Origin of the sequence: Marinobacter halodurans (assembly GCF_004327985.1) — a bacterium.
Taxonomy (GTDB): domain Bacteria; phylum Pseudomonadota; class Gammaproteobacteria; order Pseudomonadales; family Oleiphilaceae; genus Marinobacter_A; species Marinobacter_A halodurans.
In genome coordinates this window covers 1-26,137 of the sequence record NZ_SJDL01000045.1, presented here as the reverse complement: position 1 = coordinate 26,137, position 26,137 = coordinate 1, and the positions used below count along the sequence as shown (strand labels likewise).

Genomic DNA, 26,137 nt, shown 5'->3' with positions numbered 1-26,137 from the left:
GCCGGTTACCAGGCGACGGTGTCGTTGGGACCGCGCTTGATGATCGGCGTTTCGTTTTCCCAGATGGCCAGGCCGCTCTTGAGATCGGTCAGGCTGAGCTGGAAGTAGTATTCCACCTGCTGCTCGTCCTCAACCTTGTGATTGCGCTGGATGATCTTGCCCGACAGGCTCAGGTCCGGCGCTTTCAGGGTGCCTTTCTGCTGCACCCCGGACTGGTCGAATTCATCGTTGTTACGCAGCTCCCGGGCCTGCTGGTTCATCTGGTCCTCGGCACCGTCCACACCCACGGCGGTGGTGGTGACCACCTTGCCGGAGCGCAGCAGGGCCACGCGGATTTTCTTGGTGAGCTGGTCGGTATCGATGCGCTGCATGGTGTCGTTGGTGATGCGGCTGACCGCCATGATGTACCGCTCACCGGAGGGGTTATCCACGGCGCCACTGGACAGCAGATCCTGCACCGCGTTGTCGGCGGCCCGCTCGAAGTCCCGGTAATCCAGGGTCATCGCGACAGGACCATCATCCGCGGCCGGATCCACATAGCGGGTATGCGTGGCACAGGCCGACAGCATCAACGAGGCTACGGCGGCCACCATCAGGCTTCTGGTTCCATTCAACGTCATGGTGCTCTGTCCTCACGCAGGTGCAACTGGTAGCTGACGGCCTTTTCCTGGGGCGCCGTCGCGGTAAAGAAGCGGGTCTGGTCCCGCAGGATGCGGACCGGACGGTAACCTTCGCCGACGCCCGGCACGACCATGCCATCCTCGTCGAACCAGGTGACCGCCCATTCCATGTCGGTGTCCTGATAGGCCTGGACCGAGAACTGGATGCGGAGCAGGCTACCGCCATTGGGCAGGCTCACCCGCTTGTCCAGCAACTCCTGGACCTGGACCGACTGGCGAATTTCCGGGTCCACCTTCAGGTCGTCCCGCTGGACGTATTCCCGTTTCGGCTGCACCGGGGCGCAGGCCGCCATCAACAACGACAGGCAGATCACGCCTATCAGGGCTTTCACTCGTGTCATGAGATCCTCCAGTCACGATGCACAGGGTCGGGCCGGTGTACCACCGCCGGTCATTTGCAGGCATTCGCCCGGCCGTTTTCCCTGCAGGTCCAGTAACATTACTGTAGCCGGCCCTTCCGCGGTAGGCCGTTTCACGTAGATCAGGGTGTAGGGTTGATCCGGGACATTCACCGTTCCCAGATCCCCGCGCAACGTGTCCGTTAGTTCGACACGCCCGTCCGCCGGACGTTCCAGCCGGGCCACTTCCCAGTGATCGGGCATGGCTTGCCAGCCGCGCAGGTCCGCCTGGGTGGTGGCCAGGGTGTAGATGATCGATCCGAGTTGGCCCGCCACGCCAAACGACTCACTCGCCTTGTGCTGGATCAGCCCCTTGACCACCGCCGCCGAAATGGCGCGGGTCAGGATGCTGGGAAACCGCTCCTGCATTTCGGTCCGGATCACTTTGCCCATCTGGGCAAAATCCGCCGTCGTCGCCTGCGCGTTGGCGCTCAGGTGACCACTGACCGCAGTCCGGTCCCGGTAACGCGGCAGGGCAATGCCGGTCAGGATCACCTGGGGCTCGCCGTGATAGGAATAGAACAGCGGCACGTCGAAACGGACCTCCTCCAGTACCGGTCCCAGGCCATTCTCATACACCACCCAGACCCGGTCCGGCTGATCCTGGCGCGACAGTTTACCCGAGGCCAGACCCTCCGCGAGATCCGCGTCGGCTTTCACCGTAGCATTACCCGGTGCCATGTCCGATACCCGCTGCAGTGACGTCACCGCACGCTGGACATCGGAGCCGTCGTTGGCCAGGAAGTAGAGGCCATAAAGGTAGGTGCTGGCGGGCACGATGTAGTCGGGGTACACACTCCAGGCCGAGGGATTGCCGTAGTTGCTCTGGATCACGGAGCGCATGCTGCCGCTGTCGATGCTGCGCTGGACGGTGCGGGCATTGACCGGATCGTTCTGCAGGGCTCGCTTCTGTTCGGCAATTTCCTCGGAGAAGAAATCCACCGCCCGGCGGGTGCGATCGTCCGCCCGGTTGAACTCGACCCGGGCGTAGTCGTCGTTGCCCAATGCCAGGAAGGACAGCGCCTTGTAGGTGTTCACAAGGATAGCTTCGGACATCAGCGCGCGATAATCCCGGGTGGACTCATTGACCAGCACCGACATGACGTTTTCCGAGGCGGTCGAGGCGAAACCTTCGGTGTCCAGGTATTTCATGCCGGCTTCGGCGCGGTCGAAGGCATCGATGGACTGCTGATAATCCCCCTCCAGTCGCAGGGCCTCGCCCCGGTGGAGGTATTGCAGCACGTGCTTGCTCTCGGAATCGCCCTTGTCGCTGACCGCCATGACACTGGCCGCCAGCCCGTAGTTGCCCCGGTCATAGGCGCTGTTGAAGCGGGCCATCTCGTCCCGCTGCTGGAACACAGAGCAGCCGGACAGCAGGCCGATCAGCGCCAGGGCCGCCAGCAAACGGTGTGATCTCGAGTAAAACGTCATGCTCGGGTGATCCGGGTCCTTCGGCGTTGATTCCGGGAAATGGGCGATTTATCAGGTTGCTAGACAGCCAATCCACGTTATTGGTTCACAAACCGCTTGCCACTGGCGCCATGGCGCGGCAGCATTCCCGGTTCAACCAGCAACGATCGAGAAAAGGTACCTCATCATGGCACAAGCAACCGCACGCCACATCCTCGTCGACACCGAAGCCCAGTGCAACGACCTGAAAAAGCAGATTGAAGACGGCGCCGATTTTGCCGAAATCGCCCGTGCCCACTCCAACTGCCCGTCCGGCCGCAACGGCGGCGACCTGGGCTCCTTTGGCCCGGGCCAGATGGTGCCGGAGTTCGACAAGGCGGTCTTCAACGGTGAAGTGAATACGGTTCAGGGGCCGATCAAGACGCAATTTGGCTATCACCTTTTGGAAGTGACCAGCCGTACCTGATTGGTTGGGTAACTGAAAAGCCCCGGAAGTCGGCAAGATCTCCGGGGCTTTTTTATGGACAGATACAATGTTGGGCTGACGCGGGAAGCCCAACAACCCAGGTCTACGCTACGCCCCCCGGTTATCCCGTGGGCGCCCAGAGATAGTATGAAAGTACCCGAGAACGGCCCCGGGCGGAAGGAGCGAACGGACGCATGGGGACGCCTTCTCGTTACTGCACGAACCAATGACCGGACGAGGTAGTGGCGACGGTTCCAGCCGCGCATCGAATCGAGACGTCGCAGCAGGTAGTTCTCGAGCGAGCGCGCTGAGGAAAAAAAGCAGGACGCGGGAAAAACGGATGCTTGCGATACGCATGGTTGACTCCACCGATAGCCGGCGATCCATTGCGCGAACGCGGAACGGCTCAAGTGGAGGTCTTGCACCATCCCCGGCACAACAGTCGCCTTGGTGTGGCGGGCAGGCCCGGACACACCGGTCTTGTTATTGTCATGGGAGCGCAAAGCCAGGCGTTATCGTCCCGGAGTGCGCCAGGGAGTCAGTGTATGGGGCGACGCACAAGACCCGCGCCATTCCGGAAGGATTAAAGTGGGGGTAGGTTACCGGCGTAGAGTGTCGTCGCAGGGGCGCAACCCCGGATCATCACCAGCAACAGCCGCAATGACCCAGGATTGGCGGCAGCCCTATTCAGGCTGCCAGAGGAATTGCAGGCCCAGTTCGGACTGACCGTCGCCATCGACATCCTGCCCAACCGAGCCGGCGCTGATGGACCGTTGATTGTGGAGGTTCGAGTAGATCTGACGAAAATAAAGGCCAAATTGAAGCGTTTTCAACTGTGGATCCAGAGGCGCCAGGGATTGCAGGTAGCCCGCTTCGACACCGAGGGCCGAACTGAGAGTCGCATCGTCGACATCGTGATCTGCCATGTGCGAGGCTCCCACCCGGGGCCCGATGTAGACACCGCCGCTGGTATTCCGTTCCCGCCAGACCAGATCGGCACCGGACTGCTGCGGCAAATAAAGAGTGTGACCACGAGACCCGGTGAATTCGCTGAGCGTGTAGTCCGTATCCACTTGCGTCCGCATTTGGACCTGATCGCCAGCAGCCTGGACGAAGGGGGCGACCAAGCAACCCAGTAATGGCCAAATCATCCGCTTCACACGCGTTTCTCCTGTGGTGGTCCGTCAGCACCGAAGGCCTGACTGCATCATTCAACGGGCAGCGTAACAGATCCGGCGTTAAAGGATGACCCGTCCGAGATTCCGTTACGATACTGTCCTGTGTTGCCAAGTCTAGCGTCTGAATGCAAATTTTGCGCAAAAATCACCCAACGGACTTTGACAGGGCCGCCTCCCAATCCCTTTCACACCACCCAGCGCGACTGGGAGCCACTCCTGATCCCTTCCAGATTCTGCGCCGTCAACTGCACCATTCGCTGGCGAGCCTCCTTGCTCGCCCAGGCGCAATGCGGTGTGACGATGAGGTTGGGAATGTCCGGCGACAGCAGCACATTGCCATTGGCCGGCGGCTCCTCGGTGAGTACGTCGAAGCCGGCGCCGCCGATACGGCCCTTGCGCAGGGCGTCGGCCAGCGCCTTCTCGTCCACCAGGCCGCCGCGACTGGTGTTTATCAGCAACGCGTGCGTCTGCATGTTCGACAGCGCGTCGGCATCGATCAGGTTGCGGGTCTCTTCAGTCAGCAGGCAATGCAGGGACAGCACATCAACCCTCGGCAACAGGTCGTCCAGTGGGATGCGGGGATAACCGTCCACTTCGCCCGGCGTCTGCCCCGGCCGGGTGGCCAGCAGGATGTTCATGCCGAAAGCCTTTGCCAGCTCGGCAACCCCCTGCCCCAGGTCACCATAACCGACAATGCCCAGGGTCTTGCCTTCCAGCTCCATGATGGGGTGGTCCATCAGGCAGAACTGGCTACTTTGCTCCCAGCACCCCGCGCCGACATCCTGGTGGTAGTCGATCAGCCGCGTGGCCAGCGCCAGGATCAGGGTCATGGTGTGCTGGGCGACGGACGCGCGGCCGTAGCGGATGGCATTGACCACCTTGATTCCACGTGTCCTGGCCGCCTCCAGATCGATGTTGTTGGTACCCGTAGCGGTGACCACAACATGGCGCACTTCAGGATGAGCGTCGAAGTTTGCCTCACCCAGCACCACCTTGTTGGTGATCACGGTATCGAAGCCCGCGATCCGCTCGTCCACCTGATCCGGCGAGGTCTGTTCGTACTGGACCAACTCGTCGACAGCCTCCCGGATCGGCGCGAGATCGACATCGTGACCCAGTGTGGCGGCATCGAGGAAAACGGCTTTCATAGGCAGGTGTCCCTGGCGGCAAATGTCAGTATTGCCAACAGATTACACGCTCGCCAGGTCGGCTTCACGTCCTCCATCATGACAAAAACGACAGAAGCATTCGTGGCAGACCCAATCATGGAACGCCTGACCGGATCGTTGATCTGAATGTTCCGGTACCCACTTACACCGGACGCGATCCGGGTCCATACTGTTTGGCAAATCACAAGCAGGAGGTTGGCCGATGGAGCATGAATTCTGGCACGCCCGCTGGGAAAACCAGGAAATCGGTTTCCACGAGGGGACAGTCAACCGCTATCTTCACGAGCACTGGCCCGAAATGGTCCACCACGGCAACGAGACGGTCCTCGTTCCCCTGTGTGGCAAATCAAAGGACCTGTGGTGGCTGCACGACAGGGGGCATCCGGTGATAGGCATCGAGCTGAGTGCCATCGCCTGCAAGGACTTCTTCGAGGAAGCCGGAGCCAAGGCCCGCGTATTGCCGGCGCAACCTTTCACCCGCTACATCCACGACGATGAGCTGCAACTCTGGTGCGGCGATTTCTTCCAGTTGGTCCCCGACGATGTCCGCCACGTGCGTCTGGTCTATGACCGGGCAGCACTCATCGCCCTGCCCCCGGCCATGCGCCGGGACTATGCCGAACACCTCGAGGCCATCCTGCCGGATCAGGCTGCCATCCTGCTGATCACCCTGGATTACGACCCGGGCGAGATGAAAGGCCCGCCGTTCAACGTCAGTCCGGACGAGGTTCACGCCCTGTTCGGCGATGAATTCGAGATCGACCACATCCTGACCAACCCGCTGGAGAAAGATCACCCGTTTGCCAAACGCAAAGGGCTGAACAACGGATCCGAAAGCGTATTCCGTTTGCGTCGCAAGGCATGACCGACAGCCGGCGTTAACGCCGGCCGTCGGCAACGGCATCGGTCAACAGGCCGGGACGAGCGCCCGGCTCACACGTGGCTCAACACCTGGTCCAGCGTCACGGCCGAATAGGCATTGGGATCGTTGGGATCCTCGCTCAGCCAGACATCGGTGGGCCACACCGGGATGGCGCAGATCACTTCGTAATCGCCGGTATCCCCCTTGCCGAGAACATAGAACGCCGACGGCAGCCAGGCATCCCCTTCATTTGGTGGTTCGGTACTGAGCGTGATATCCGCCGGCGTGATTTCGCTGAACGTCTTGGTGCCGGAGGCCGGCATGGTAATGACCTGGGTCGATCCCGGCGAGCCGGGCAGCGAGACTTCGGAGGCTGCGACCTGCGGGATCATAACCTCCAGGAACATGTTGGATCCCGCATTGGCGGCTGTGGATGTTGAGGCGATAACCAGAATGGATGTAACGGGAACATCGGGCATGGCAACCACTCCTTTTCCGTGGAGGATGTACGGTGACATGGTGACATTTCGGACACGGTTGCAGGCAACTTCCCCTTGGCCTGTTCAGGAAGATTAGGCCGACGCCATCTTCAGTACAAGCCCACCTGGGCCATCCCAAGCCGCCAGCCCTACCCGGCAGCCGCCAATGTCGAGGGCACCACGTAGCTGAACCGTTTTCGGTATTGCTCCATCGTGCAGCCGACGGAACGTTTGAACAGGCGGCGGAAGGACGAGGCGTCTTCGTAGCCGACCCGCCAGATGATCTGTGCCGTCTGGTCCCGGCTCGACTCCAGGAAATGCTTGGCGGCTTCGATCCGCAGTTGCTGCAGGTAGCCGATGGGGGGCTCCCCGGTAGCGTCCTTGAAGCGTCGCTTGAACGTTCTCGGCCCCAGCGCGGCGATATCGGCCACCTGGTCGATGGCCACCGGCTCCGCGTAATGGGCTTCCAGCCAGGCCTGCGCCTTGAGGATCGACGCGTCCTGATGCGCCTTGTGACCGTAGAAGCGCATGTAGGGCGTCTGCTCCATCCGCCGGTTATCCAGCACCAGCAGCTTGCTGCAGGCCAGCGCCACCGCCGGCGAGGCGAGCCGCTCCACCAGGTACAGGCACAGGTCGGAAAACGCCGACGCGCCACCGGCGCAGATCACCTGGCCGTTATCCACAAGGATCTGGTCCACTTCCAGTCGCACGCCCGGGTAGCGCTGGCGGAAAAGGCCCGCTGCGCGCCAATGAGTCGTGGCGGCCACGCCTTCCAGCAGCCCCGCCTCCGCAAGCACGAAACTGCCGGTACAGACACTTGCCAGGAGGGCGCCCTGGTCCGACGCCGAACGCAGCCAGTCGAACAGGGGCCGGGCATGGGCCAGCGAGCGCTCGACATAACTCTCGACCACCACCGCTTCCAACGCGGACCCCACCACGATCAGATCCGGCTTGAGGGCTTCGCGGCGTGTCGTCGGCGTCACCAGCGCGCCGCTGTAGCCCCGCACCGGCTCATCGTCCGCCGTCACGATGTGGCATTCAAACAGGGGCTGCTCGGAGGTCCTGCGGCCGCAGTAGTTCGCTGTGGCAAAGAAATCCATCACGCCGTGGACACCGCTGGCATGGCAATAGGGCTGGGCAACGATGGCAACCGTGATCATGGCGCAATGACCTATTTCGCATTTTATATGTCAAATATGACACTCCTGACGATCCCGGGCAAGCCGTACCCTGATCCTGTCATCCACTGAGATCCCCTGCGGATCCCGCCAGGAGCACTTAACATGAACCTTCCCGTCAAAACCTTTCCGGCCGTTACCCGTCTGCCTGACAAGCCCCGAACCGACAAACCAGCGCTGAAACACCAACTGCGCCAACTGGGCCTCTCGCTTTACGCCCGTGTCTCTCCGGCCGGAGCCGCCCGCCTGGTGAACCGGCAATTCTTCCGTCCTTCGCGACTGCCAATGCCCTCCCGCTACGAATACCTGCTGGATGAAGCCGACAGTCACACCCAGCTCCACCACGTTAGCAATACGATTCCGGTCTACAGCTGGGGCGAAGGGCCGACGGTGCTGGGCGTGCATGGCTGGTCCGGCGCGGGTATCCAGTTCGGTGCCTACGTCAAACCATTAGTGGCCGCCGGCTACCGGGTGGTGCTGTTCGATGCGCCGGGCCACGGTCGCGCCCAGGGCTCGCAGACCGATCTTTTTGAAATGGCGGAGGTGGTTCGGCGTGTCGGCCTGGGCAGCGGGCCCGTGCAGGCCATCCTGGCCCACTCCCTGGGGGCCGTGGCCGCCGCCCGGGCACTGACGCGGGGCCTCGGCGCCGAATACCTGGTGCTGCTGGCGCCGCCGTCCGACCTGTCATCGGTGGTCAATGGTCTGGGGGCCAGGCTGGGAATCCCTGCCGGCGTGTTGCGGGATCATCGCCAACTGATGGAGGCACGTTTTGGCGAGGACCTGTGGAACCAGCTGTCGCTTCCGCAACTGGCCCCCGGCTTACCCGGCAACGGGCTGGTGGTTTATGATAGCGATGACCAGCACGTGCCGCCGGCCCAGAGTGAGCGCGTGCGAACCGCCTGGTCCGGCGCCGCCGTATTCCAGACCCGCGGACTGGGTCATCATCGCCTGCTCTGGCATCCCGATGTGGTGGATGCGGTAACCACCCACATCAAGGCCAGTTCATAACGTCGGGCCTGGCGCGCGAGTTCAGCGGTGACGAGCTCCGGTTCCGCCCCGTTTTCAGCCAGGTCATGCAGCAGGGCGCAGGCCCGTTCGTTTTCACTGCGTCCGCGGCACTCCCCCGGACTGCGGGACAGGTGGTCATGAAGCTGTCACTGGCCGCCGCCCTGCATCGCCCGGTCCAGCAACTGGGCGGTGTGCAGCACCGTGCGTCCGCTGCCGTGCCGGATCTGCTCGCGACAGCTGAAACCATCCGCGACCAGGACGGTGTCCGCCGATGTCTGCCGGAGCGACGGCAACATCGCCGATTCGGCAATGCGCATGGACACCGGGTACTTGTCGGCATCGAAACCGAAGGCTCCGGCCATCCCGCAACAGCCGTTGTCCGGCAGGCTCACATCGAGGCCCAGCCCCTCGAGCAGTGAGCGGGTGCCCGCCATGCCGGCCAGCGCTTTCTGGTGACAGTGGCCGTGTACCCAGGCATGACCGTCGAGCTGCGGCAGTGATAAATCGGTCTGCTTCGCCAGGAAGTCCGGGAACAGCCAGCTGTTCTGCGCCAGCCACTGGGCCCGCCGGTCGTCCGGAAAGAAGTTCAACAGTTCCTCGCGGAAGGTGCTCAGGCACGAGGGCTCCAGACCCACCACCGGAATGCCGGCCTCGATCGCCGGCGCCAGGGTTTCCAGCACCTGCTTCAGGCGCCAGCGGGCACGCTCGAGCAGGCCGTGGTCGTATAGCGGCCGGCCGCAACAGACCGGTCGTCCCGGCAACTGGACGGCATAGCCCAGTCGCTCCAACACCCGCGATGCTGACCGCAGGCAGTCGGATTGCAGGAAATTGTTGAACGTGTCAGGCCACAGCATGACGGCTGGGCGATGCCCCGACATCGGGTCCGATCGGTAATCCCGCGTAAACGGCCGTGGCGAAAACCGCGGCAGATCCCGCTCCGGGGTCATGCCCGTCAATTGCCTGACGATGGCTGCCGCCCCGGGCACACGCGTGAGGCCATTGAACAGGCGCGGCGCCCGGCCGGCCAGCCGGGACCACTCGTGGATCATACCCAGCGTCCAGGCCTGTCTTGGGCGCCGGTGATGTTCGTAGTAGTGCGCCATGAACTCGGCCTTGTAGGTGGCCATGTCCACCTGCACCGGGCACTCCTGCCGGCAGGCTTTGCAGGCGAGACAGAGGTCCAGGGCTTCATGCACAGACTCGTTGTCCCAGACACCCTCCAGCGTGTCGCCGTGGAGCATCTCGAACAGTAGCCGCGCGCGGCCCCGGGTGGAATGTTTCTCTTCCTGGGTGCCCCGGTAACTCGGGCACATGGTGCCCCCGGCATAGCTGCGGCACTTGCCCACGCCGACACAGCGATGCGCCGCGGAGGAGAAACGGCCCTGGTCCCGGTGGAAGCTGAAGTACAACGGTTCCGGCTCGATGGGGTCGTGCTCGGGGCCGGTTCGCAGGTGCTCATCGATGCGGTAGGGATCGATCAGCTTGTGGGGGTTGAGCCGGCCTTGTGGGTCCCAGATCGTCTTGAATTCCCGGAAGGCGTCCATCAGTTGCGGGCTGAACATCCTGGGCCAGAGCTCGGCCCGCGCCTGCCCGTCGCCGTGCTCGCCCGACAGGGAGCCGCCATAGGCCACCACCAGGTCGGCCGCTTCATCGAGAAAACGGCGCCATTTGGCGACGCCCTCATGGCTGGAAAGATCGAAGGTCATCCGCCCGTGGATGCAGCCATCGCCGAAGTGCCCGTAGAGTGAAGAGCGATAGCCATACTTTTCCAGCAGCCTGCGGAAGTCACGCAGGTAGTCGCCGACCCGCTCCGGGTCGACCGCGGCGTCCTCCCAACCGGGGTAGCTCTCGTCCTCGCCGGGCAGCGCGTTGGTGGCCGCCGACCCGCTCTTGCGCACGTTCCAGACCCGGTTGGCTTCGTCAGGATCGGTATAGAGCTTGCTGTCGACGCAGTGCGCCTGCTGGCTATCGATGGCCTTCTGCGCCGCCCGGGTCGCCTCTTCGACGGTATTCCCGCCGAATTCCGACAGGATCCAGCCATTGCCGTCCGGCAGGCCCTCGATGGCATGCAGCCCCCAACCTTTCTTGCGCATGTCCTCGACAATGCGCTCGTCGAGGCCTTCCACCGAGAGCGGCCCGGTTTTCAGGATCGCCGGCGCCTGGTCGCCCGCCTGGCAGATATCCTCGTAACCCAGCACCACCAGTACCCGGTGTGGCGGGCTGTCCACCAACCGCATCCGGGCAGACAGGGTCACCGCACAGGTGCCTTCGCTGCCGACCAGTGCGCGGGCCACATTAAAGCCGTTCTCCGGCAATAGCGCGTCCAGGTTGTAGCCGGAGACCCGCCGGCGGATATCGGGAAAGCCGCTGCGGATGTGCTCGGCGTAGCGGTCCCGGAGGTCTCGCAGGGCCTGGTAGATCTCGCCCTTGCGGCCGCCGGCGCGGATGATGTCGGCCAATTCGTCTTCGGACGTCGGGCCGACCGTCATGCGCACGCCGTCGTAGGTCAGGATATCCAGGGATTCGGTGTTGTCGTCGGTCTTGCCCGCCATGACCGAGTGCGCCCCGCAGGAGTTGTTGCCGATCATGCCGCCCAGGGTGCACTGGGTATGGGTCGAGGGATCCGGCCCGAAGGTCAGCCCGTGCTGCTCGGCGGCGTCCCGCAGGACGTCGCAGACGACACCGGGCTGGATCACCGCGGTACGATCTTCCGGCTCCACCGCCAGCACACGGTTCATGTACTTCGAGGTATCCAGCACCACGGCGGCGTTGCAGGTCTGGCCGGCCAGGCTGGTCCCGGCGCCGCGCATTAATATGGGCGCGTCGAACCGCCGGGCGATGGCCACAGCCTGCTCGATATCCTGCTCGTGACGGGGAATGACGACGCCGGTCGGGACCTGGCGGTAATTGGAGGCGTCGGTGGCGTACAGGGCACGACTGCCCATTTCGAAACGGACCTCGCCGTCGATAACCGCCTCCAGGGCGGCGACCAGGGCATCGATGTCGGCCGTGTGTTCAGTGGCTGCTGCAGTCTCTCTGGCCATGCCCGCTCCTTCCGGTGCGTGCAGGGGTGAATGGACGGGCCCGCCTCACCGGCAGCGTAGCCTGGTGAGACGGGCGCCGGCCGGACGGGTGTTCTCAGATGTCATCCATGCTACGCACCTGGCGTGCCAGTCGCATGGATTCGTTCTCCTCCATTTCCAGGAGCTCTTCCACCAGATCCGCGACTTCACGCAACTCCGCCTTGCGCAGCAGCGACCGGTATAGCGCCATCAGCTCATCGTGGAAATAGAAGATCTCCACCGCAATCTCGTCGAAGCTGAGTTTGGCGTAATAGTGATCCGGCTTGCGGTAGGAGTCGAACGGCTTGTGGTTGTAGAAATCATACAGGCGGGTCTTCATCACCTTGGGATCCGCCTGTTTCTCGAATTCCGCCGTGATCCGTTCCAGCTCCGACTCGTGTTGGGACAGGTAGCTGAGCAACGCGCTCGCACGCTCGTTCCGGTTGCCATCGACCGACTCCCCGAGGGAGCGGGCCAGGTGCGCATGAAGCTGACGCGCCCAGTCGATGAGGTCCTCAAACGTCTTGATTTCCATTCGGCGTCCTCCGCAGTCTGACGTCGACGTTTGCCGGCCCCTCAACGGAGGGGATGCCGACGACCTTGCTTTCAGTGTAACCCACAAACAGGTGCAAACCTGAACCTGCGCCACCTGACGATTCTGTCATGGAGATCGAGACCGGGAGCAGCGCGGCGGGGCCTGGTGTGCCAACGGGTCAGACCGGTCAGGCGGATGAGGTATCGCAGCGACGGGCCAGCAGGACCGCCACCGAAGGATAGTCAGGCTGCCGGACAGCGGCCTCCGGTTTCCCGGGCGCCGGTTTCGGGTGTGTTTCCGCTACTGCCCGTGTCAACTGGGCCCGCTCCGGTCGGGCGTATCCGGGTACGGGTTCCTGCGTTCCGGCCATCAGCTCGCCGATGTAGTCCGCAAGGACAGCGTCCGGTTGACCGGACAGGTCGGGAACCACGGGCGGGGCCGTCGGCAAGGGGGTAAGCGCCTTGTGCTCGGCACGCCATAGCCGGTACACCTGCCCGCACAGCAGCGCGAGCAACAGCAGCGTAAGAATTTCAGCAAAGGTCACCCAGAAGCTGGTGGTCATGTCGCATCCCTGTGATATCGCCGGCCCAGCCGGACGGCTTACCAGCACAGTTGAAATCTATCGCAACTGTACACACAATCAGCCGTTTGACCGTGAACTGCTGTTCAATTTTTCGACTTGTCCGGCATGACCACCCATTCCGGGTCCTCGAATTCACCGATACGCCGGATTTCCACGAACGGCGCCGCGCTGTGGATGATGGCCCGGATCTCCTCGTTGGGCTGACCTTCCATTGCATCCCGGCTGGCCTTGCTGTCCCACTGGGCGATGGCGATCAGGCGCATGGGATCGCCGATCATCCGGTGCAGTTCGGTGCCCCGCGCACCCGGCGCCTGCTGGATCAACTCACTGGCGCGCACCCAGGCATCTGCGTATTCCTCGGCGGTATGCCCTTCCTTGATACGGACTTCGAAGATGTATTTCATGGTGGTCTCCCTATCGGTTGAATACCCCGCCATCATAGGCGCTGATTGCCGGCGCTGGAACGCATTCACCATATACCGCAACTGCTTCCCTGAGATGCAAAGATAAGTTACGGTTATTGAATGGCCCAGCCTTAAAATACAATGGTTTGTCGATTTTACTGCTCGGAAAGGAACCCGGAAGCCTTGCCCAACCAACATGTGCCCGCTGTCGAAATAGTCGAGGTCTTGCGTCGATCCGAGCATGGCATGACGCTGCCTTTCATCTGCCGGGGAAGCGACGATGAAGTCTATTTCGTAAAGGGGTTTGGCGCTGGCCGTGTCAGTCAGATTAACGAATGGATTTCCGGAAACCTTGCCCTGGCTTTCGACATTCCCATCGCCCCTTTCAGACTTGTACAGGTTCCCGAGGATCTGCTGGAGGTACTCTCACCAGACGATGCAGTCGCGTTAGGCCAAGGACCAGCTTTTGGTTCGAAAGAACAAAGAATTACTGAACTGACGTATTCCCAGGTATCCGGGGTGCCCGTTGAGCTACGCCGTTCCTTGCTGATATTTGATTGGTGGATATCGAATGGTGATCGCCAACTCACCGAGAACGGCGGAAATCCAAACCTGTTTTGGGAGCCCCGGGCCCAGCAGCTGGTCGTCATCGATCACAATCAATCCTTCGACCCGGAATTCAAGGCGGATGATTTCTGCAGCTACCACGCGTTCAGGGATAGTATGTCCGGCGTGTTCGATGACTTGGTCGAGCGAGAACACTATACTTCGAAAATGGAGCAGGCCTTGAAAGACTGGAATGGCATCGTCGCATCTATCCCTGAGGAATGGCTGTACCGGGACCCTGAAATGACAATGCCATTGGATTTTCGTCCCGCGTCGATGCTCAAACACTTGCAACGCTTTAACAGCAATACATTCTGGAACTGGAAATGACCCGGCTAGCGTGCCAATACGCCATCGTGCGTTTCATGCCATACATCGAGACGGGCGAGTTCGCCAACGTTGGCATATTGCTGTGGGCGCCCAAAACCCGTTACCTGGGTTTTAAGCTGTTACGTCGCAAACACGCCCGGATTACCCAGTTCTTTGAAGAAATGGACCGGGGGGTCTACCTCAAAACCATGGCCAACTTGGATGCGGAGTTGCATCGTGTCCAGGATATGGTCAGAGACACCATCTCCCAATCTGACAGCCGGGAATACGGTTTCCATAAGGGGCTGTTCCAGGAACTGATTCGCCCTCGCGAAACCATTATTCGATTCAGTGAACAGCGGGCCGTGTTGACGGAAAATCCCGAACAAACCCTGCAGGACCTATACGATCATTACGTAGGCAGGAACTTTGTCACCAAAGAGTATCAGGAAACGATTCTTGAGAAAGGGGTCCGGAGGCTGCTTGAGCAGCGTGATCTCGCACGCCGCTTCACCAAGCGTCGTATCGAGGATCAGCTTTACGGGGTAACGTTTCCGTTTGTCGAGCAGGGCAATGAAAAGGCAATCCGAATTATCAAGCCCCTGTTCCTTGGCCAGTCAGATTCCACAGCCATTATTGAGCATGGCGGTCGCTGGAAACTGAAAGTGGAACAGTTGAGAAACCGGAATCTGCTCGACGGACCAGTGTTATTTCCGGTACAGGGTCCGGAGGATGCATCGCCATCCAGTATCCGGATAGAAGCCTTTAGAGAAACCCGGAAAGCTCTGGCGGATGCCGATATCCAGGTCGTGTTGCATACGGATCAGCAGAAAGTACTGGAATTTGCAGCTCGTTGAGCCGGCCAGACGGGCTCTCGATCCCAGCTATCACTAAGCAACAGGCTGTGGAGACGCTACCCGCCTCGCCCAAACATTTTCCAGGGCTTCAAACAGGCTGTCCGTCATCAGCGCCAGTAGGCCGATCAGCAACGCGCCCTGCAACACGTAAGCGGTATTGCCGTTGACCAATCCAGCGATCACCGGATCCCCCAGGGTGCGGGCGCCGATGGTGGAGCCGATGGCCGCAGTGGCGATGTTGATGGTGACCGACGTGCGGATGCCCGCCAGGATCACGCGACCCGCCAGCGGGATTTCCACCTGGAACAGCACCTGGCGGGCCGACATGCCCATGCCCCGGGCTGCCTCGGTGACGGCGGGATCGAGACCGTCCAGTCCCGCCAGGGTGTTGCGCAGCACCGGCAGCAGACCATACAACACCAGCGCCACCAGCGTCGGCCCTTCCCCGAATCCCAGCACCGGCACCGCCAGCGCGAGGACCGCCACCGGGGGGAACGTCTGGCCGATGGAGGCGATCTGACTGACCAGTGGCAGGAAGTCCCGGCCCAACGGCCGGGTTGCAAAAATACCGCCGGCGACCGCGGCCAGGGTGCCAATCGTCGCTGAAACCAGAACCAGCAGGACGTGGTTGCCCAGCAGAAAGAGAAAACTCTCCCGCCGGTAGATCACGCCTTGCGTATCCGGCTGGATCAGACGGAACAGGGGTTCCAGCGCCTCCATACCCAGCACCAGGGCCAGCAGCACAGCCAGCCACAGGATCGGCGTCCGCCAGGTGCGCATCACACGCCTCCCTCGATCAGGCGTTGGCGTAACAGGACACCGGTTTCGTTGCCCAGGTGGTCGAAAACCGCCACCTGCTGCAGGTCCTGCCAGAGCATCACCGACAGGGCCAGACGCAGGCTGTCGTCTTCCTTCAGGCCGTCCGCGCCGGGCTCGGCGGGATGCGGTTTGTCATGGGGGGTCATCAGGTCCCGTACCGGCCGCAGGGCCATCAGCTTGAGCCCGCGATCCTGCCTGCCGACCAGGTTTTCCACGAAGTCCGACGCCGGCCGGCGCAGGATGTTTTCCGGCGTGTCGTGCTGGATGATGCGGCCCTGGTCCATGACGGCAATCCGCGTGGCGAGTCGCAGGGCCTCGTCGATATCGTGGGTGACGAAGACGGTGGTTTTCTTCAACTGGCGCTGCAGGCGCAGCATCTCCAGCTGCAGGTTCTCCCGGGTGATGGCGTCGAGCGCACCGAACGGCTCGTCCATCAGCAGGATATTGGGATCCGCCGCCAGTGCCCGCGCCACACCGACCCGCTGGGCCTGTCCACCGGACAGTTGCTGGGGGTAGGCACCGGCAAAGCGGGCCGGATCCATATCCAGCATCTCCAGCAGCTCGCTGACACGGGCCTGGATACGCGCCTTCGGCCACTTCAGGAGCCTGGGCACCAGCGCGATATTGCGGGCCACCGTCCAGTGTGGAAACAGGCCGGTGCCCTGGATGGCGTAGCCCATATTCAGGCGCAGGCGTTGCAGGTCCATGCCGGCGATGTCCTCGCCGTCGACCTGGATCTCACCGCTGCTGGTCGGCAGCAGTCGGTTGATCATGCGCAGGGTGGTGGATTTGCCGCACCCCGAGCTGCCGACCAACACACAGACTTCGCCGGTTTCCACCGTCAGGTCGATGTGATCCACGGCCACGGTCTGGCCGAATCGGCGGGTGACGTTTTTCAGTTCGATCATCCGCTGGATGTCCTCTTATGCTGGAGTACGGCTGCGGGCCGGGGTTGCAGGGCGGTGGCGAGGGCAGACAGCACCACGTCGGCGGCGAGCGCCAGGCCAATCGTCGGCAGTGCGCCGAGCAGGACCAGATCCATGGCCGCCTGCCCCAGCCCCTGGAAAATAAAGGTGCCGAAACCGCCGGCGCCAATCAGGGCCGCCACGGCGGTCAGCCCCATGGCCTGGATCGTGGTTATGCGAACGCCCTCGATGATGACCGGCATCGCCAGCGGCAGGCGCGCCTGCAGGAACAGCTGACGCTCGGTCATGCCCATACCCCGCCCCGCATCGATCACCGCTTCGGGGACTTCCGTCAAAGCCACAAAGGTGTTGCGCACCATCGGCAGCAGGCTGTAGGCGATCAGCGCCAGCAGTGCCGGTGCCCAACCGATACCGCGGATGCCCAGCCCCTGGAGAACGGGAAAGGCCGCGGTCAATGCGCTGAGCGGGGCAATCAGCAGGCCGAACAGGGCCAGGCTGGGAATGGTCTGCAGAAAGCTGACCACGCCGAAGACCGGACGGCGCCAGCCTTCCGAGCGCATCATTTTCAGCACCAGGGCAAACGCCAGCACAAAGCTGATCGCTACGGCACCCAGCGCCAATGCGAGGTGGGCCCGGAGTGCCTGGAGGAACTCGTCGGGCCGGCTTTCGAACTCGCGCATCAGGGATAAGCTGTCGAGCCCGCCCTGGCGGACGAGCAAGGCCCAACCCGCCAGGATCACCACCAGGATGCCCAACTGGCCACGCCGTCCCAGCCGTAGCCGGCCCACGACCTCGATCAGCATCAGCACGAGCAGGAACAGCAGCGACCAGAACCCGGCGCCAACCGCGGTACGGGCGTAAGGGGACTCCCTGGGAAGGTGGGCGGAGGTGAAGACAACCAGTAGGTCCGGCAACGCCGTCAGCGCCAGCGTCAGCAGTACCCCGAGCAGGGCATAGCGCCGGCGCAGCGGCAGGATCGCCAGCGCCATCAAGGCGCACAGTCCGACCGAGACGGTGACGGCGCCGAACCAGCCGGCGGCGTCAAACAGGCCATACCCGGTGCCGGACACGATACGGTTGGGCTGCACCGTGCCCAGGTCCAGCACCCATACGAGCACCAGGGCCAGCAGCCCCAGTGCGGTAATGACCCGGTTGGGCGGTTCGTCGAGGGAAGACAAACTCAATCCTGTTCGAGGGAGTCCAGGTAATCCCGCGCAACTTTCTCGGCCGGTGCGCCGTTGACGGCCACTTCACCGTTCAGGCGCTGCAGGGTTTCCAGGTCGAGGGACTCGAACACCGGCTTGAGGATGTCACGGATCTGCGGATAGGCCTTGAGCACCGCTTCGCGGATGATCGGCGTCGGCTGGTACACCGGCTGGACGCCCTTGGTGTCGGTCATCACTTTCAGGTCCAGGGCGTTGAGGCCGCCGTCCGTGCCGTAGGTCATGGCGCCGTTGACGTCATTATCGTTGAGAGCCGCCGCGCGCATGGTGGCGGCCGTGTTACCGCCGGACAGGATCAGCAACTGGCTGGATTTCAGCTTGAAGCCATAGGCCTTCTGGAACGCCGGCAGTGCACTGGGGGACTCCACGAACTCGGCGCTGGCCGCAAAGCGGAAGGCACCGCCCTGGTTGATGTAGGCGGCCAGGTCTTCGAGGGTTTCCAGGTTCTCCTTGCGCGCCAGGTCACCGCGCACGCTCATGGCCCAGGTGTTGTTGGCGTCGGCCGGGGTCAGCCAGACGATTTTCTCGGCGTCATAGTCCAGCTTCTTCGCCATGTCATAGGCCTTGTCGGCCTTGTTCCACACGTCGCTGTCGGCCTTGTCGTAAAAGAAGGCGGCGTTGCCGGTGTACTCGGGATAGATGTCGATCTCGCCGGCCTTGATGGCGTTGCGCACGATATTGGTGGCCCCGAGCTGGATCCGGTTTTCCACGGGGATATCGGCCCGTTCCAGGCTCTGCAGGATCATCTGCCCCAGCACCGAGCCCTCGGTGTCGATCTTGGAGGACACCACGACCGGTTCGGCGGCCAGCACCGGTCCGGCAACGAGCAACAGCAGCGCAGGCAGGCTACGACGAATACGCGAAATGAGGGACACGGACACTCTCCTTGCGGGTTCCAGTATCTGGTTGTTTTCAGGGCCGTCAGCTTTCAAGTCTAAGCGACCCGTATACGAAGGCAAGGCAGAACGGGATGAAAGTGGGCGACTTATGACGGTATGGGTATCGTCAGTGCGTCCACGCCCAGCTTTTCAGGCTGGAATCCGTTGGTCCTGTGATCGGATGGATAGCCGATGGAAATACCGCACAGCAGCGTGTACCGGTTCGGAATCAGTCGCCGCGCCATGGCATCAATGAACTCCATCCGGCAATCCTTATCAAAGCTATTAAAAGGTTCTATCCTGCACGGACTTATCCCGGACTACTATGAACTGAGTAGCGTTCGGTTTATCTTCAGGTGGCTTACATAACGCTTCAAATTTACTCAGCAATAAACCTGAAACAAAAACCTTTCGTAACTGTCAAAGGCGCAGAAGCTGAACTAAGCTGAAAGCAGTCGAGCCGGAATCCGACGACCGGCGCATTCGGGTTCGACATTCCCATTTCCTGACGTTTCCATCCACCTACTGGGCGCCGGTATAAGGCAAGCCTGACGATCTGAATCGGGGAACTGATACGTGTAGTTGTGTGACCACATTGCGAGCGAGGGGCCTATATGAGCATTCTGCAGCACTTCAAAGACCGGTATGAATCAACTCAGGAGGAGGAATTCTCTCTTGAGGAATACCTGGAGATCTGCAAACGCGACAAGTCGGCATACGCCACTGCTGCCGAGCGGATGCTGATGGCGATCGGCGAACCGGAACACATAGACACCTCTCGCGATCCGAGACTGTCCCGCATCTTTTCCAACAAGGTCATCAAGCGCTACCCGGAATTCGACGAGTTCTACGGCATGGAAGACGCCGTTGAAAACATCGTCTCCTTCTTCAAGCATGCGGCCCAGGGCCTGGAAGAGAAGAAACAGATCCTTTATCTGCTGGGTCCGGTCGGGGGCGGCAAATCCTCCCTGGCTGAAAAGCTCAAGCAGTTGATGCAGAAGGTCCCCTTCTACGCCATCAAGGGCTCACCGGTGAACGAATCCCCCCTGGGGCTGTTCGACCCGGACGAGGACGGCGCTATTCTGGAAGAGGAATACGGCATCCCCACCCGCTACCTAAAGCCCATTATGTCGCCCTGGGCGGTGAAGCGGCTGCATGAGTTCGGCGGCGACATCAGCCAGTTCAAGGTGGTCAAGCGCTATCCCTCGGTGCTGGATCAGATCGGCATTTCCAAGACCGAGCCCGGTGACGACAACAACCAGGACATCTCCGCCCTGGTGGGCAAGGTCAACATCCGCATGCTGGAAGAGTTCTCCCAGGATGACCCGGACGCCTACAGCTTCTCCGGCGGCCTGAGCAAGGCCAACCAGGGTCTGATGGAATTCGTCGAGATGTTCAAGGCGCCCATCAAGGTCCTGCATCCGCTGCTGACCGCCACCCAGGAAGGCAACTACAACACCACCGAAGGGATGGGCTCGGTACCGTTCGACGGCATCATCCTGGCCCACTCCAATGAGTCCGAATGGCAGACCTTCCGCAACAACAAACACAATGAGGCGTTCCTCGACCGGGTCTACATCGTCAAGGTGCCCTACTGTGTGCGGGTCACCGAGGAAATCGACATCTACCGCAAGCTGTTGCGCCACAGTTCGCTGCAGGGCGCCCCATGCGCACCGGACACCCTGGACATGCTGGCCCAGTTCACGGTGCTGTCCCGCCTCAAAGAGCCGGAAAACTCCAGCATCTTCTCCAAGATGCGGGTCTACGATGGCCAGAACATCAAGGACACGGATCCCAAGGCCAAGTCGATCCAGGAGTACCGGGATGCGGCCGGCGTGAACGAGGGCATGGACGGCCTGTCCACCCGCTTCGCCTTCAAGATCCTGTCCAAGGTGTTCAACTTCGACACCACGGAAATCGCGGCCAACCCGGTGCACCTGCTCTATGTCCTCGAGAAACAGATCGAACAGGAGCAGTTCCCCAATGAGGTGCAGGAACGCTACCTGCGCTTTATCAAGGAATACCTGGCGCCGCACTACGTCGAGTTCATCGGCAAGGAAATCCAGACCGCGTACCTGGAGAGCTACAGCGAGTATGGCCAGAACCTGTTCGACCGCTACGTGACCTATGCGGACTTCTGGATCCAGGACCAGGAATACCGCGATCCGGAAACCGGCGAGATCCTCAACCGCTCCGCCATCAACGACGAGTTGGAGAAGATCGAGAAGCCGGCCGGCATCAGCAACCCGAAAGATTTCCGCAACGAAGTGGTCAACTTCGTGCTGCGGGCACGCGCCAACAACCAGGGCCAGAACCCATCCTGGCTCAGCTACGAAAAACTGCGCAGCGTGATCGAGAAGAAAATGTTCTCCAACACCGAGGACCTGCTTCCGGTCATCTCCTTCAACCCGAAGGCCTCGCAGGAAGACCAGAAGAAACACAAACAGTTCGTCGAAAGGATGGTCGAACGCGGGTACACCGAGAAGCAGGTCCGCCTGCTCGCCGAATGGTACCTGCGGGTCAGGAAGTCCCAGTAACGGAACGGCCGCTCGCCGCTTAACCGCAGCCGCGGCCCGACCCTGAACCAGGTTGGGAGTCAGCAAAAAGGAAAGGTGAAGCTCCCTGGAATTGACTCGAGGTCCGGGGCGTTCATGAAGGTGCAAAGTGCAAGGCGCCCAGCGCGCAACACGCGAGGCATACCTGCCCGGTAGTTGAGCTGACCGGGGTTGCGCACAACCACTGCGCAACGCAGCAATTTGCGCCTTCAGGGACGACCTCCACCGAGAACTGGAGAGTGTTATGGGGATGACTCATGTCGTCGACCGCCGACTGAACGGCAAGAACAAAAGCGCAGTGAACCGCGAACGCTTCCTGCGCCGTTACCGCCACCACATCAAGAAAGCCGTGGCGGATGCCGTCCAACGCCGGTCGATTACCGATATTGAACGGGGTGAGCACGTCAGCATCCCGTCGAAGGACATTGACGAACCCATTTTCCATCACGGCACGGGCGGCCACCGTGAGGTGGTGCATCCGGGCAACAAGGAGTTCGTGGCCGGCGATACCGTGCCCAAACCCCAGGGCGGCGGTGGCGGCCAGGGACAAGGCGGAGCCAGTCCAGACGGCGAAGGCATGGACGAGTTTGCCTTCCAGATCACCCAGGACGAGTTCCTGGACTTCCTGTTCGACGACCTGGAATTGCCCAACCTCGCCCGCAAGAAGCTGAAGGACACCGAGGCATTCAAGTACCAACGGGCCGGCTTCACCTCCCAGGGAATCCCGGCCAAGCTGGATGTGGTCCGCTCCCTGCGCGGCGCCCATGCCCGCCGGCTGGGATTGGGGGGAGCCCGCAAGCGCAAGCTGCGGGAACTGGAAGCCCAACTGGCCGAGCTCAAGGCTCATCCGAACGAGCCGGATCCCGCGTTTAGTCCGCAGGACCAGATCGATGCGCTGGAAGCGGAGATCAAACGCCTCAAGGGCAACCTCCGGCGCATTCCGTGGATCGACGAAATCGACCTGCGCTACCGCCAGCACGTCAAGAAGCCGAAGCCCGCCACCAGCGCCGTCATGTTCTGCCTGATGGACGTCTCCGGCTCCATGACGCAGGTACACAAGGACATCGCCAAGCGCTTCTTCATTTTGCTGTACCTGTTCCTGAAGAAGAACTACAAGCGCATCGAAGTCGTCTTCATCCGTCACCACACCAGCGCCAAGGAAGTGGACGAGGAAGAGTTCTTCTACTCCCGGGAAACCGGCGGGACCATCGTCTCCAGCGCGCTGAAGCTGATGAAGCAGATCGTGGACGCCCGCTACTCGCCGTCGGAATGGAACATCTACGCGGCGCAGGCGTCGGATGGGGATAACTGGAACGACGACTCCCCCATTTGCGGCAAGATCCTGGCCGAGCAGATCCTGCCGCTGGTGCAGTACTACGCCTATGTGGAAATCACGCCGCAGGATCACCAGATGCTGTGGTACGAGTACGAGAAGATCCTCAAGCAGGACCCGAACAGTTTCGCCATGCAGCAGATCGCGGATCCGGGGGACATTTACCCGGTCTTCCGCCAGTTGTTCGAGAGGAAAGCCGCATGACCGGTACCGCTGAAAAACCGCCCGTTGGTAACAAGCCGATATCGACCACGTCCGAGTGGACGTTCGATCTCATTCGCGAATACGACGAGGAAATCGCCAAGTGCGCCGCGGAGTTCGGTCTGGATACCTATCCCAACCAGATCGAGGTGATCAGCGCCGAGCAGATGATGGACGCCTACAGCTCGGTGGGGATGCCGGTGGGCTACCATCACTGGTCGTTCGGCAAGCAGTTCCTGAACACCTCGAAGGGCTACCAGCGCGGACAGATGGGCCTGGCGTACGAGATCGTGATCAACTCCGATCCCTGCATCGCCTACCTGATGGAGGAAAACACCCTGCCCATGCAGGCGCTGGTCATCGCCCACGCCTGTTACGGTCACAATTCCTTCTTCAAGGGCAACTACCTGTTCCGTACCTGGACCGATGCCAGCGCCATCATCGATTACCTGGTGTTCGCCCGTAACTACGTCGCCGAGTGCGAGGAGCGTTATGGGGTGGATGCGGTGGAGCAGATCCTGGACTCCTGCCATGCCCTGATGAACTACGGCGTCGATCGCTACAAGCGGCCCTCGCCGATATCCGCCGCCGAGGAACAGCGCCGCCAGAAGGAACGCGAGGAATACCTGCAACGCCAGCTCAACGACCTGTGGCGGACCATCCCCCGAATGGCCGGTGACGACGATGAAGACGAACGCCGCCGCAAGCGCTACCCGCCGGAGCCGCAGGAGAACCTGCTCTACTTTATCGAGAAGAACGCGCCGCTGCTGGAAACCTGGCAACGGGAACTGATCCGCATCGTGCGCAAGATCGGCCAGTACTTCTATCCCCAGCGTCAGACCCAGGTGATGAACGAGGGCTGGGCCAGCTTCTGGCATTACACCCTGCTCCACCGGATGTACGAGAAAGGTCTGGTCACCGACGGCTTCATGCTGGAATTCCTGCAGAGCCACACCGCGGTCATCTACCAGCCGCCGTTCGACAGCCCCTGGTATTCGGGCATCAACCCGTACACCCTGGGCTTCTCCATCTATTCCGATCTGCGCCGCATCTGCGAGGAGCCGACGGACGAGGACCGGCAATGGTTCCCGGATATCGCCGGCTCCGACTGGGTGGAAACGCTGCATTTCGCGATGAAGAACTTCAAGGACGAGAGCTTCATCCAGCAGTTCCTGTCGCCCAAGGTGATGCGGGACCTCAAGCTGTTCGCCATTTCCAGCGATGAAGACGAAGACGTCTACCGCATTACCGCCATCCACGACGAAATGGGCTACCGCGTCCTGCGGGAGAAACTCGCCCGGCAATACAACCTCAGTTACCGGGAACCCAACATCCAGGTGTGGAACGTGGATCTGCGGGGTGACCGCTCACTGACCCTGCGCCATGTGCCGGTCGACGGTGTGCCGCTGGGCGACAGTACGGTGGAGGTGATCCGTCACGTCCATCGCCTGTGGGGCTTCGACGTGCACCTGGAGAGTGTCGACGACGGCACCGTGGTCGAGGAATTCCACATTCCTCCGCGTCACCTGGAAGACGAGGATTAAGCCTCTCCGTCACCCCGGCCCCTGAGGCTCCGATCAGGGGCCGGGGTGACATCCTTCGGCCGCAGTGGTTTCATAGGCGGGTATCAGACCGTCTGCCGGAAGAGACCCCGCATGCAATTCCTCAATGGCATCACCCTCCTGCTGGTTTACCAGTTGGTGGGCGAAATTACCGTCCGCCTGTTCGGCCTGCCGATTCCCGGCCCGGTGCTGGGCATGGTCCTGCTGTTCCTGACGCTGGTGATCCGCAAGCGCAGCGGCGGCGCCCTGGACACGGCTGCTAACGGCCTGCTCAGTCACCTGTCCCTGCTGTTCGTGCCGGCCGGCGTGGGCATGATGGTGTATTTCAGCCGCATCCTCGATGAGTGGCTACCGATTGCGCTGTCGCTGGTCCTCGGCACCGCTATCACCATGATCGTAACGGCCGGCGCCATGCTGGCCACACAAAGACTCCTGGCAAGGAGGCCGCGCCGCGATGGTTGAGACGGACCTGACGAAAATCTGGGTCTACCTGTCCGCCTCGCCCCTGCTGGGACTGACAGTGACCCTGGTGGCCTACCTGGCCGCGCACCGTATCTATATGCTGGCCCACCAGAACCCGCTGCTCAATCCGGTGATTACGGCGATCCTGATGCTGATCGCGTTTCTCAAACTGACCGGCACCTCCTACGAGGACTATTTTGAGGGCGGCCAGTTCGTCCACTTCCTGCTGGGTCCGGCGACGGTCGCCCTGGCGGTGCCGCTGTACCAGCAGTTCTCGCGGCTACGGGCGGTACTTGTTCCGGTGGTGGTTGCCCTGCTGATCGGCGTGGTCGTCGGTGCATTGAGCTCGATAACCATCGCCTGGCTGTTCGGCGCCTCGCCGGAAACCCAGCTGTCACTGGCGCCAAAATCCGTGACCGCTCCGGTCGCCATGGGCATTTCCGAACAGATCGGCGGGATCCCATCGCTGACGGCGGTGCTGGTGGTGGTGACGGGAATACTCGGAGCCCTGATGGGCACTCGCCTGTTTGCCCTGCTGCGGATTCGCGATGACCGCGTGAAGGGCATTGCCATGGGGGTTGCCGCCCATGGCATCGGGACGGCCCGGGCCTTTCATGTAAGCCCGGAGATGGGCGCCTTCTCAGGACTGGCCATGGCCCTGTCCGCCTTCGCCACCTCGGCTCTGCTGCCGGGGCTGGTGGATTTCCTGCGCGCCATCTACGGGGGCTGGCTTTAGGAAGTCTCTGATAGTCGTTTTCAGAGATTACCTACATCATTAGCTCCCGTTCTCCAGTAATCTACCCGCTGGCCAGGATGGTCATATGCGAAACCACCGTCGATGTATCAAGGACGAAGCACATGTCTCAGCCCACCGGCCTGCAGTTCACGGCCCGCCTCGGCAGCCTGCCGGACGACACCTTCGCGGTGGTCGAGTTCGAACTCGAAGAGCACCTGTCCCGGCCCTTTACCCTGACCCTCAAGCTGGCCAGCACCT

The 26,137-nt window shown here is 61.8% G+C and carries 26 protein-coding genes; 10 read left to right on the top strand and 16 right to left on the bottom strand.

The window, feature by feature from the left end; translation table 11 throughout:
- Positions 1 to 5: 5 nt before the first annotated feature.
- The 3 genes from lpoB to EZI54_RS20635 are packed head-to-tail and all read right to left on the bottom strand — an operon-like array spanning position 6 to position 2,509.
- A complete protein-coding gene (gene lpoB, locus EZI54_RS20645; RefSeq protein ID WP_165495825.1) occupies positions 6 to 620 on the bottom strand; it encodes a penicillin-binding protein activator LpoB in 615 nt (204 codons plus the stop codon).
- Positions 617 to 1,021, bottom strand: a complete 405-nt coding sequence (locus EZI54_RS20640) for a YcfL family putative periplasmic lipoprotein (RefSeq protein ID WP_131483790.1) — start codon at positions 1,019 to 1,021, stop codon at positions 617 to 619. The genes lpoB and EZI54_RS20640 overlap by 4 nt, the downstream gene beginning before the upstream one ends.
- Before the next feature lie 12 nt (positions 1,022 to 1,033).
- Entirely contained in the window at positions 1,034 to 2,509 is a 1,476-nt protein-coding gene (locus tag EZI54_RS20635) for a COG3014 family protein (protein WP_242674540.1), read from the bottom strand.
- A gap of 166 nt (positions 2,510 to 2,675) precedes the next feature.
- On the opposite strand from EZI54_RS20635, the gene EZI54_RS20630 reads away from it, so the two are divergent.
- Positions 2,676 to 2,954 carry a peptidylprolyl isomerase gene (locus EZI54_RS20630; protein ID WP_123635035.1) on the top strand — a complete coding sequence of 93 codons (279 nt, stop codon included), beginning with the start codon at positions 2,676 to 2,678 and terminating at the stop codon, positions 2,952 to 2,954.
- Positions 2,955 to 3,637: 683 nt separating this feature from the next.
- Here EZI54_RS20630 and EZI54_RS20625 read toward each other — a convergent pair.
- The gene (locus tag EZI54_RS20625; RefSeq protein WP_131483789.1) at positions 3,638 to 4,114 is read right to left on the bottom strand and encodes a hypothetical protein; all 477 of its coding nucleotides are present in this window, start codon (positions 4,112 to 4,114) and stop codon (positions 3,638 to 3,640) included.
- 203 nt (positions 4,115 to 4,317) lie between these two features.
- Entirely contained in the window at positions 4,318 to 5,280 is a 963-nt protein-coding gene (locus EZI54_RS20620) for a D-2-hydroxyacid dehydrogenase (protein ID WP_131483788.1), read from the bottom strand.
- Positions 5,281 to 5,503: 223 nt separating this feature from the next.
- On the opposite strand from EZI54_RS20620, the gene tmpT reads away from it, so the two are divergent.
- Positions 5,504 to 6,166, top strand: a complete 663-nt coding sequence (gene tmpT, locus EZI54_RS20615; RefSeq protein ID WP_131483787.1) for a thiopurine S-methyltransferase — start codon at positions 5,504 to 5,506, stop codon at positions 6,164 to 6,166.
- A 68-nt stretch (positions 6,167 to 6,234) separates the two neighbouring features.
- On the opposite strand, the gene EZI54_RS20610 is transcribed toward tmpT, so the two are convergent.
- Both EZI54_RS20610 and EZI54_RS20605 read right to left on the bottom strand, forming a co-directional pair.
- The gene (locus EZI54_RS20610) at positions 6,235 to 6,642 is read right to left on the bottom strand and encodes a hypothetical protein (protein WP_131483786.1); all 408 of its coding nucleotides are present in this window, start codon (positions 6,640 to 6,642) and stop codon (positions 6,235 to 6,237) included.
- 149 nt (positions 6,643 to 6,791) lie between these two features.
- Entirely contained in the window at positions 6,792 to 7,802 is a 1,011-nt protein-coding gene (locus EZI54_RS20605; RefSeq protein WP_131483785.1) for a GlxA family transcriptional regulator, read from the bottom strand.
- Between the two features lie 123 nt (positions 7,803 to 7,925).
- On the opposite strand from EZI54_RS20605, the gene EZI54_RS20600 reads away from it, so the two are divergent.
- On the top strand, positions 7,926 to 8,828 hold the full coding sequence (locus tag EZI54_RS20600) for an alpha/beta hydrolase (RefSeq protein WP_131483784.1): 903 nt from the start codon (positions 7,926 to 7,928) through the stop codon (positions 8,826 to 8,828).
- A gap of 146 nt (positions 8,829 to 8,974) precedes the next feature.
- Here EZI54_RS20600 and EZI54_RS20595 read toward each other — a convergent pair whose 3' ends face one another.
- The 4 genes from EZI54_RS20595 to EZI54_RS20580 all read right to left on the bottom strand — a co-directional run bounded on the left by EZI54_RS20595 (position 8,975) and on the right by EZI54_RS20580 (position 13,412).
- Positions 8,975 to 11,872: an FAD-binding and (Fe-S)-binding domain-containing protein gene (locus EZI54_RS20595; RefSeq protein ID WP_131483783.1), complete on the bottom strand. Its 2,898-nt coding sequence runs from the start codon at positions 11,870 to 11,872 to the stop codon at positions 8,975 to 8,977.
- A gap of 94 nt (positions 11,873 to 11,966) precedes the next feature.
- Positions 11,967 to 12,425, bottom strand: a complete 459-nt coding sequence (locus EZI54_RS20590; RefSeq protein WP_131483782.1) for an ATPase — start codon at positions 12,423 to 12,425, stop codon at positions 11,967 to 11,969.
- Positions 12,426 to 12,612: 187 nt separating this feature from the next.
- The gene (locus EZI54_RS20585) at positions 12,613 to 12,987 is read right to left on the bottom strand and encodes a hypothetical protein (protein WP_131483781.1); all 375 of its coding nucleotides are present in this window, start codon (positions 12,985 to 12,987) and stop codon (positions 12,613 to 12,615) included.
- Positions 12,988 to 13,091: 104 nt separating this feature from the next.
- A complete protein-coding gene (locus EZI54_RS20580; RefSeq protein ID WP_131483780.1) occupies positions 13,092 to 13,412 on the bottom strand; it encodes an antibiotic biosynthesis monooxygenase family protein in 321 nt (106 codons plus the stop codon).
- Between the two features lie 183 nt (positions 13,413 to 13,595).
- Here EZI54_RS20580 and EZI54_RS20575 point away from each other — a divergent pair, with 183 nt between their 5' ends.
- Entirely contained in the window at positions 13,596 to 14,348 is a 753-nt protein-coding gene (locus tag EZI54_RS20575) for a HipA family kinase (protein WP_131483779.1), read from the top strand.
- A complete protein-coding gene (locus EZI54_RS20570) occupies positions 14,345 to 15,184 on the top strand; it encodes a DUF3037 domain-containing protein (protein ID WP_242674539.1) in 840 nt (279 codons plus the stop codon). Before EZI54_RS20575 ends, EZI54_RS20570 begins: the two co-directional genes overlap by 4 nt.
- 33 nt (positions 15,185 to 15,217) lie before the next feature.
- On the opposite strand, the gene EZI54_RS20565 is transcribed toward EZI54_RS20570, so the two are convergent.
- The 5 genes from EZI54_RS20565 to EZI54_RS20545 all read right to left on the bottom strand — a co-directional run bounded on the left by EZI54_RS20565 (position 15,218) and on the right by EZI54_RS20545 (position 19,293).
- Entirely contained in the window at positions 15,218 to 15,964 is a 747-nt protein-coding gene (locus EZI54_RS20565; protein WP_131483778.1) for an ABC transporter permease, read from the bottom strand.
- Positions 15,964 to 16,911, bottom strand: coding sequence for an ABC transporter ATP-binding protein (locus tag EZI54_RS20560; protein WP_131483777.1), 948 nt, complete (start codon positions 16,909 to 16,911; stop codon positions 15,964 to 15,966). Before EZI54_RS20560 ends, EZI54_RS20565 begins: the two co-directional genes overlap by 1 nt.
- Complete coding sequence (locus tag EZI54_RS20555; protein ID WP_165495824.1) at positions 16,908 to 18,107, bottom strand: ABC transporter permease; 1,200 nt, start codon at positions 18,105 to 18,107, stop codon at positions 16,908 to 16,910. The genes EZI54_RS20560 and EZI54_RS20555 overlap by 4 nt, the downstream gene beginning before the upstream one ends.
- A 2-nt stretch (positions 18,108 to 18,109) precedes the next feature.
- Positions 18,110 to 19,027: a glycine betaine ABC transporter substrate-binding protein OsmF gene (osmF, locus tag EZI54_RS20550; protein ID WP_131483775.1), complete on the bottom strand. Its 918-nt coding sequence runs from the start codon at positions 19,025 to 19,027 to the stop codon at positions 18,110 to 18,112.
- Positions 19,028 to 19,137: 110 nt separating this feature from the next.
- Positions 19,138 to 19,293, bottom strand: a complete 156-nt coding sequence (locus EZI54_RS20545) for a nitroreductase family protein (RefSeq protein ID WP_207389291.1) — start codon at positions 19,291 to 19,293, stop codon at positions 19,138 to 19,140.
- A gap of 351 nt (positions 19,294 to 19,644) precedes the next feature.
- On the opposite strand from EZI54_RS20545, the gene EZI54_RS20540 reads away from it, so the two are divergent.
- The 5 genes from EZI54_RS20540 (at position 19,645) to EZI54_RS20520 (ending at position 25,879) form a co-directional block, all read left to right on the top strand.
- On the top strand, positions 19,645 to 21,567 hold the full coding sequence (locus EZI54_RS20540) for a PrkA family serine protein kinase (RefSeq protein ID WP_131483774.1): 1,923 nt from the start codon (positions 19,645 to 19,647) through the stop codon (positions 21,565 to 21,567).
- A 262-nt stretch (positions 21,568 to 21,829) separates the two neighbouring features.
- The gene (locus EZI54_RS20535) at positions 21,830 to 23,122 is read left to right on the top strand and encodes a YeaH/YhbH family protein (RefSeq protein WP_131483773.1); all 1,293 of its coding nucleotides are present in this window, start codon (positions 21,830 to 21,832) and stop codon (positions 23,120 to 23,122) included.
- The gene (locus EZI54_RS20530) at positions 23,119 to 24,663 is read left to right on the top strand and encodes a SpoVR family protein (protein ID WP_131483772.1); all 1,545 of its coding nucleotides are present in this window, start codon (positions 23,119 to 23,121) and stop codon (positions 24,661 to 24,663) included. The genes EZI54_RS20535 and EZI54_RS20530 overlap by 4 nt, the downstream gene beginning before the upstream one ends.
- A gap of 111 nt (positions 24,664 to 24,774) precedes the next feature.
- Positions 24,775 to 25,143 carry a CidA/LrgA family protein gene (locus tag EZI54_RS20525; RefSeq protein WP_131483771.1) on the top strand — a complete coding sequence of 123 codons (369 nt, stop codon included), beginning with the start codon at positions 24,775 to 24,777 and terminating at the stop codon, positions 25,141 to 25,143.
- A complete protein-coding gene (locus EZI54_RS20520; RefSeq protein WP_131483770.1) occupies positions 25,136 to 25,879 on the top strand; it encodes an LrgB family protein in 744 nt (247 codons plus the stop codon). The genes EZI54_RS20525 and EZI54_RS20520 overlap by 8 nt, the downstream gene beginning before the upstream one ends.
- Positions 25,880 to 26,137 lie beyond the last annotated feature (258 nt).

Coding starts and splice junctions, on each gene's coding strand:
- EZI54_RS20595 (WP_131483783.1), bottom strand. CDS start 11,872: ATGGCCAGAGAGACTGCAGCAGCCACTGAACACACGGCCGACATCGAT.
- EZI54_RS20590 (WP_131483782.1), bottom strand. CDS start 12,425: ATGGAAATCAAGACGTTTGAGGACCTCATCGACTGGGCGCGTCAGCTT.
- EZI54_RS20605 (WP_131483785.1), bottom strand. CDS start 7,802: ATGATCACGGTTGCCATCGTTGCCCAGCCCTATTGCCATGCCAGCGGT.
- EZI54_RS20525 (WP_131483771.1), top strand. CDS start 24,775: ATGCAATTCCTCAATGGCATCACCCTCCTGCTGGTTTACCAGTTGGTG.
- EZI54_RS20600 (WP_131483784.1), top strand. CDS start 7,926: ATGAACCTTCCCGTCAAAACCTTTCCGGCCGTTACCCGTCTGCCTGAC.
- EZI54_RS20635 (WP_242674540.1), bottom strand. CDS start 2,509: ATGACGTTTTACTCGAGATCACACCGTTTGCTGGCGGCCCTGGCGCTG.
- EZI54_RS20580 (WP_131483780.1), bottom strand. CDS start 13,412: ATGAAATACATCTTCGAAGTCCGTATCAAGGAAGGGCATACCGCCGAG.
- EZI54_RS20520 (WP_131483770.1), top strand. CDS start 25,136: ATGGTTGAGACGGACCTGACGAAAATCTGGGTCTACCTGTCCGCCTCG.
- EZI54_RS20535 (WP_131483773.1), top strand. CDS start 21,830: ATGGGGATGACTCATGTCGTCGACCGCCGACTGAACGGCAAGAACAAA.
- tmpT (WP_131483787.1), top strand. CDS start 5,504: ATGGAGCATGAATTCTGGCACGCCCGCTGGGAAAACCAGGAAATCGGT.
- EZI54_RS20540 (WP_131483774.1), top strand. CDS start 19,645: ATGAGCATTCTGCAGCACTTCAAAGACCGGTATGAATCAACTCAGGAG.
- EZI54_RS20620 (WP_131483788.1), bottom strand. CDS start 5,280: ATGAAAGCCGTTTTCCTCGATGCCGCCACACTGGGTCACGATGTCGAT.
- EZI54_RS20530 (WP_131483772.1), top strand. CDS start 23,119: ATGACCGGTACCGCTGAAAAACCGCCCGTTGGTAACAAGCCGATATCG.
- EZI54_RS20560 (WP_131483777.1), bottom strand. CDS start 16,911: ATGATCGAACTGAAAAACGTCACCCGCCGATTCGGCCAGACCGTGGCC.
- EZI54_RS20545 (WP_207389291.1), bottom strand. CDS start 19,293: ATGGAGTTCATTGATGCCATGGCGCGGCGACTGATTCCGAACCGGTAC.
- EZI54_RS20585 (WP_131483781.1), bottom strand. CDS start 12,987: ATGACCACCAGCTTCTGGGTGACCTTTGCTGAAATTCTTACGCTGCTG.
- EZI54_RS20630 (WP_123635035.1), top strand. CDS start 2,676: ATGGCACAAGCAACCGCACGCCACATCCTCGTCGACACCGAAGCCCAG.
- EZI54_RS20565 (WP_131483778.1), bottom strand. CDS start 15,964: ATGCGCACCTGGCGGACGCCGATCCTGTGGCTGGCTGTGCTGCTGGCC.
- lpoB (WP_165495825.1), bottom strand. CDS start 620: ATGACGTTGAATGGAACCAGAAGCCTGATGGTGGCCGCCGTAGCCTCG.
- EZI54_RS20640 (WP_131483790.1), bottom strand. CDS start 1,021: ATGACACGAGTGAAAGCCCTGATAGGCGTGATCTGCCTGTCGTTGTTG.
- EZI54_RS20610 (WP_131483786.1), bottom strand. CDS start 6,642: ATGCCCGATGTTCCCGTTACATCCATTCTGGTTATCGCCTCAACATCC.
- EZI54_RS20570 (WP_242674539.1), top strand. CDS start 14,345: ATGACCCGGCTAGCGTGCCAATACGCCATCGTGCGTTTCATGCCATAC.